Origin of the sequence: Aestuariivirga sp. (genome assembly GCF_037139295.1) — a bacterium.
GTDB lineage: Bacteria > Pseudomonadota > Alphaproteobacteria > Rhizobiales > Aestuariivirgaceae > Aestuariivirga.
In genome coordinates, this window is the sequence record NZ_JBAXGR010000181.1 from 1 (window position 1) to 3,948 (window position 3,948).

Annotated in this window: 2 protein-coding genes and 1 pseudogene; all 3 read left to right on the forward strand. The window is 61.1% G+C overall.

Features of this window, described 5'->3' with window-relative positions; all coding sequences use genetic code 11:
- Positions 1 to 635 (forward strand): annotated as a pseudogene (locus WCJ41_RS20390) (hypothetical protein); the annotation flags it as partial.
- The gene (locus WCJ41_RS20395; RefSeq protein WP_336907673.1) at positions 595 to 2,607 is read left to right on the forward strand and encodes a type I secretion system permease/ATPase; all 2,013 of its coding nucleotides are present in this window, start codon (positions 595 to 597) and stop codon (positions 2,605 to 2,607) included. The pseudogene WCJ41_RS20390 and the gene WCJ41_RS20395, both read left to right, overlap by 41 nt.
- Positions 2,604 to 3,929, forward strand: a complete 1,326-nt coding sequence (locus WCJ41_RS20400) for an HlyD family type I secretion periplasmic adaptor subunit (protein ID WP_336907674.1) — start codon at positions 2,604 to 2,606, stop codon at positions 3,927 to 3,929. The genes WCJ41_RS20395 and WCJ41_RS20400 overlap by 4 nt, the downstream gene beginning before the upstream one ends.
- Positions 3,930 to 3,948: the final 19 nt, after the last annotated feature.

Below are 3,948 nucleotides of genomic sequence, written 5' to 3' on the forward strand. Positions count from 1 at the left end.
ATGTTCCCGGGATCACGATCACGGGCACCAGCAAGGGTCAGGTGCACGACGGCACAGCTAACGATGACATCATTTTCGGCATGGGTGGCAAGGACACCCTGAACGGCAAGGGTGGCTACGACACGCTGGACGGCGGCGCCGGAAACGACACGCTGAACGGCGACGAGGGTAACGACATTCTCTTCGGCGGCGCCGGCAATGACATCATGAAAGGCGGCGACGGCAACGACACGCTCAACGGCGGAGCGGGGCGTGACACCCTCGACGGCGGAAACGGAATCGACTTCCTGTTCGGCTCCGCAGCGCGTGACATCATGACCGGTGGAGCTGGAAACGACGTCTTCCACTTCAGCGCGAACATCAAGGAGATCGGCAAGAACCTGGCTAGCAATGACCAGATCCTGGATTTCACGCACGGTCAGGATCAAATCGACTTGTCCGCCATCGACGCCAGCTCCGCCGCTGGAGTGCAGCACTTCGAGTTCATCGGGGACGCTGCCTTCACGGGCCTCGGCCAGCTCAGGTACGAGAATGGTCAGCTGCAGGGTAACGTTAACGGCAACAATGGCTCCGACTTTACGATTACTCTGGTAAATGCTCCGGCAAGCCTGGTTGCAGGAGACTTCATCCTCTAAAAAAGAGGCTAAAAGTCTTCTGACGCACAACAAACTGGAGACGGGGTTCAATGCCCCGTCTCCAATTCACGACAGGAAACGCTCTACCGGGCGTTCCAAGACCGCAGATTGCATATCCGGGGTTGCGGACACTACTCGAAAACGTTCAACGCAACACAGTCAGCAGAGATCAAGCATGCGTAGCAAAGAAAAACTGAGTGTCGGACAGGCCCTCCGCAAGCGATCGGGGATGCTCCTCGGTGTCGCCGTGTTTTCCGGTGTCATCAATCTGCTGGCCTTGACCGGGTCGCTATACATGCTCCAGGTCTATGACCGCGTCATACCCTCCCGCAGCATACCGACACTGATTGGGCTCACGGTCCTGTTGGTCGTGCTGTTCGTTGCGAATGGTGTGCTGGACCTTATTCGGTCACGCATCATGAGCCGGGTTGGACTGGGCGTGGACGAGGCGCTCCGGGATGACGTTTTCTCAGCAATGCAAACGGTTTCGCTTCAGTCGCGCGGCGAAGGTGATGGCCTTCAGCCGGTGCGCGACCTTGACAAGGTGAGGTCGTTCCTGTCCGGCATGGGCCCCGCGGCCCTGTTCGATCTTCCCTGGATCCCGGTCTATCTTGTGTTGATCTTCATGTTGCATCCGACGATGGGCTGGTTTGCCATTGCGGGCGCACTCCTCCTGGTTGCGGTTACGGTCGCGACAGAGATGCTCAGCAAGTCGCCGAGCTTGCGCTCGGCCCAGAGTGGAAGCATGCGGCTCGCGTTGGCCGGTCTTTCCGCCCGCAATGCCGAAGTGACCCGCGCCATGGGCATCGGCCCCACCCTGCTTGCCCGGTGGCGTGAAATCACCGACCGTCATCTCGATGACCAGATCAAGGCATCCGATGCCGTTGGTGGCATGGGTGTCACCTCCAAGGCCCTGAGGCTTCTGCTGCAGTCGGGCATTCTCGGGCTTGGTGCCTATCTCGTGGTCATCGGTCAGGTTTCGGCCGGCTTCATCATCGCCGGATCAATCATCATGTCGCGCGCGCTCGCCCCGATCGAGACGGTCATTCAGCACTGGCGTGGCTTTGTTGACGCGCGGCATGCTGCATCCAGGCTTGGCACCCTTTTGAAGTCTGTTTCCGGTGAGAACAGGGCGATGACGGAACTCCCCCCACCCGCACGCAGCCTCTCGGTCGAGGGGATCAGCGTTGCGCCGCCCGGGCAGAAGAAGCCGACAATCGAGAACGTCACCTTCGCTCTCGAGGCTGGCGATGCGCTTGGCATCATCGGGCCGAGCGGCTCCGGCAAGTCCACGCTCGCCCGTGCCCTGGTGGGCGTCTGGCGCCCGCCGGTCGGCGCCGGCACGATCCGCCTTGACGGGGCGTCGCTCGACCAGTGGTCGCCGGCGCGTCTGGGGCGGCACATTGGTTATCTTCCGCAGGACATTCAGCTTTTCGAGGGAACGGTCGCAGAGAATATTGCGCGGCTCGATCCTGAGGCGACTGATGAGGCGATCATCGCCGCCGCAAAGGTTGCCGGGGCGCATGAACTCATTGTCGGTCTGCGCGACGGTTACCAGACACGCATTGGCGACAATGGCGGAGGCCTGTCGGCCGGCCAGCGCCAGCGCATCGCATTCGCTCGCGCGCTCTATGGCAATCCCTTCTTGCTGGTCCTCGACGAACCCAACTCCAATCTCGACTCGGCGGGTGACACAGCCCTCTCCGGCGCCATCAAGGAAGTCAGGGATCGCGGCGGCATCGTGATCGTGATCGCTCATCGCCCCTCCGCCCTCGCGAATGTCGACAAGGTCATGGCCATGGCCGACGGCAAGGTTCAGGCCTTTGGCCCCAAGGAAGAGGTCCTGCGCAAAGTGCTGGCAGCGGTTCCGTCCGGCCCGGTCACCAAAGGATCAAACATGCCGGCACAGCCGGAGGTCAATCGGGTTCTGCGGGCGGTACAGACGCGCGAAGAACGCAGTGAGGTGATATGATGAAGAGCAATACGCCCGATGTTCGCCAGGCTGCCGAGCGATCTGCGCGCAAACACATTCTCGCTGGCGTCGCGGTCATCGCCCTCGTTCTGGGCGGGACTGGTGTTTGGGCGGCGCGGACCGATATCTCCGGTGCGGTTGTGAGCAGCGGAATGGTCGTCGTCGAGTCGAAGGTGAAGAAGGTGCAACACCCCACGGGCGGGGTTGTGTCCGAGATCGAGGTCAAGAACGGCAGCATCGTGAAGGCCGGAGACCTGCTTGTGCGCCTCGACGGCACCGTGAGCCGCGCGAACCTGCAGTTGATCACCAAGCAGCTTGATGAACTCGTCATGCGGGAGGCCCGCCTTGAGGCGGAGCGCGACGGTGCCGCTTCCATCACACTTCCGGAAAGCTACCATGGCCGTGAAGACGATCCCGACATTGCCAAGCGGATCGCGGGCGAGACCTCCTTCTTCAAGAGCCGCAGGGAATCGCTCGAAGGGCAAAAGGAGCAATTGGAGGAACGCATCCTCCAGCTCAGGGAAGAGGTCACCGGCCTGATCCGGCAGATCGACGCCAAGAAGTCGGAAATCGAGATCGTCCAGGACGAACTCAAGGGCGTGGAAGAGCTCGAGAAAATGAAACTTGTGACGACGATGCGCGTCAACCAGCTGAAGCGGGACGCCACGCGGCTCGAGGGCGAGAGAGGACAGCTCGAGTCAGCCGCCGCCCAGGCGAAGGGACGTATCGCCGAGACCGGCATGCAGATCCTGCAACTTGATCAGGAGTTCAGGACGACCATCATCCAGGAACTTCGGGACAACACAGCCCAGCAGGCTGAGCTTGTGGAGCGCCGCATTGCGGCAGAAGACCAGTTGAAGCGTGTCGATATCCGTGCACCCCAGGGCGGCATCGTCCACGAGCTGGCCGTTAACACGGTCGGGGGCGTCATCAATCAGTCCGAGACGATCATGCTGATCGTTCCGCAAGGCGAAGAACTGATCGTGGAGGCGCGGATCGCCACCCACGATATCGACCAGGTCGTGAACGGCAACAAGACCGCCTTCGTTCGCTTCTCTGCCTTTGACCACCAGAAGACCCCGGAGCTGAACGGTAATCTGCTGTCCGTCAGCGCCGATCTGATGGTCGACCAGACGACGGGTGCACCCTACTACCTTGCGCGCATCGTCATTCCGAAAGAGGAGCTCGCAAAGCTCGATCATAACCACCTGGTGCCGGGCATGCCGGCAGAGGTCTTCATGCGCACCCAGAACAGAACAGTTCTTTCGTACCTCATGAAGCCAATCGAGGACCAGATGGAGCGTGCATTCCGGGAGCGGTGAGCGATCTCATGCACACCCA